2 protein-coding genes are annotated in these 2,113 nt (G+C 38.9%); both read right to left on the reverse strand.

What is annotated here, in order from left to right:
- Positions 1–35: 35 nt before the first annotated feature.
- Positions 36–1,139, reverse strand: a complete 1,104-nt coding sequence (locus ACIFOT_RS25285; protein WP_430069485.1) for an AI-2E family transporter — start codon at positions 1,137–1,139, stop codon at positions 36–38.
- 112 nt (positions 1,140–1,251) lie between these two features.
- Positions 1,252–1,998: a GntR family transcriptional regulator gene (locus ACIFOT_RS25290; protein WP_430069488.1), complete on the reverse strand. Its 747-nt coding sequence runs from the start codon at positions 1,996–1,998 to the stop codon at positions 1,252–1,254.
- Positions 1,999–2,113: the final 115 nt, after the last annotated feature.

Raw genomic sequence — 2,113 nt, forward strand, 5'->3', positions numbered from 1 at the left:
GCTGCCAAGCGCACAAAGGAACCTGTGTTTATGACTCAGGTTCCTTCTACTATATTTCTCGCCGCTTTCCTGGCTCTCAAAAATCGGACTACGTTTAAAACAATTGTTTTTGAAACGGCATACGTTGGGACAGCCAACACCATTCCAAGTACTCCTGCTAGATTGCCCGCAGCTAATAGAATGATGATAATAGTTGCTGGGTGCGTATCCAATGATTTTCCTAAAATCATCGGAGAAAGGAAGTTCCCTTCAATTTGCTGAGCGACCAGGATTACGACGATTACCAATAAAGCTTTAGTAGGTGAATCAAAAAAACCGACCAGCACCGCAGGCGCACCGCCAATGATTGGCCCGACATACGGGATAATATTGGTGAAGGCTACAATCAGTGCCATTATTAATGCATAGCGTAAGCCGATGATTAAATATCCGATAAAGGCCAATGTTCCGACAGCCAGTGCGACCACCACCTGCCCTTGAATGTAGGCGGATAGTGTCTCTCCTGTTTCTTTTAAAATTTTTAAGCTCTCATCCCTGTAATCGGAAGGAATGAACTTTGATACTGCTCTAGGAAATTTTTGACCATCCTTAAACATATAAAATAATAAGAATGGAACCGTTACAAGAATAATCGCAATATTGGTGACGATGCCAAAAAAGCCGACAAGTATGTTGGTCAGTTTGTTTGGAAGTGTATTTGCATACTCCAATAACCGCTGCTGAACATTATCAATCATTTCACTCTGCTGAACCCTAAAGTTTTTAAACTCTGAAGACTTGACTACATTATTAACATAATCAGTAGTCTTATGAGCAAAGCCCGGCAGATCATTTGCAAGCTCTGCTGCCTGTTTTGAAACAGCTGGGACTAAGCTTCCTGCTGCCAATACAAGAATTCCGGCAAACACAACATAAAGGACCAAAATGGCTGCTACCCTAGGGAGTTTTTTGCGTTCCAGAAAATTCACAACCGGATTCAAAAGGAAATAAAGGAACCCGGTGATGAGAATTGGAAAGAAAACGGTCGAGAAAAACACCCCTATAGGCTTAAACATAAATGAAATTTTGGTTGAAACGAAAATAATCGACAAAACAAGCAAAATTTGAATTAGCCAGAATTGTATTTTGGATTTTGACACGTATATGTACCTCATGCTTCAAATATTTGGATAAAGTATATCAAAATCTTGGGATAATATACAGTATTATGAAAGATTTTATTTAAGTCCTAATAAAGAATACTTTCATTTATTAATGATTTTCCTCTGACTCCATATCGTATATCTTATCAAGGGCTACTAAAATTTCTCTTTGGGCACGGTTTCTGTGGGACTGCATCACCAAACGGGCAGCGGCGCCATCTTTAGTTTTCATACAAGAAATGATAGCTTTATGTTCAATGATGGATTGATTTAGGACTGGACGCTGATTAATAGTAAATAATCTCGCACGATATAATTGGTCCGAGTAAATATCTATGGCAGCATCAAGTCGTTTATTCCCCGCAAATTTAATAATAATATGATGAAATTGATCGTCCAAAGTCGCCCACTTTTTTAAATTCTCTTGCAGAAGGGCTTCTTCCTGCTGCTCAATTAAGGTTTCAAGCTCCTGAATCTCCTTTTCTCCAATCTTTACAGCAGCAAGACTTACGGCAAGTCCATCAAGTGTTTCTACCATTTCATAAATTTGTTTAAGATCCTCTCTTTCGATCGGTTCTACAATGAATCCTCGTCTAGGAATTATACGAACCACACCCTCCGTCTCCAAACGCACCAGCGCTTCCCTTACCGGAGTTCGGCTCATTTGTAACACTTCAGCCATTTCTCTTTCCAATATAGTTTTCCCAGGAGGAAGAATTAAATCACGGATCGCCAGCCGGATAATGTGATAGGCCCGTTGAGGTAAACGGTATTCATCATATTCTTTCAAATTATCAATAAAAAAACGAGCTTCATTATCCAAACTTGTTTCTGTTAGAGAAGAATTTTTTTTCATTTTTATCACCTGACCCATTTTCCCTTAAGTAATCTACTTTCAGTTTGCAAACCAAAATAAGCATTGTCAACTATTTGCCTCATATAAATTTGGCCCTGTTAAACTTAGTTGTTGA

Source organism: Neobacillus sp. NRS-1170, assembly GCF_050468025.1.

What these genes read in the sequence shown, in the direction of transcription:
- ACIFOT_RS25290 (WP_430069488.1), bottom strand. Translation starts at nt 1,998, where the DNA reads ATGAAAAAAAATTCTTCTCTAACAGAAACAAGTTTGGATAATGAAGCT.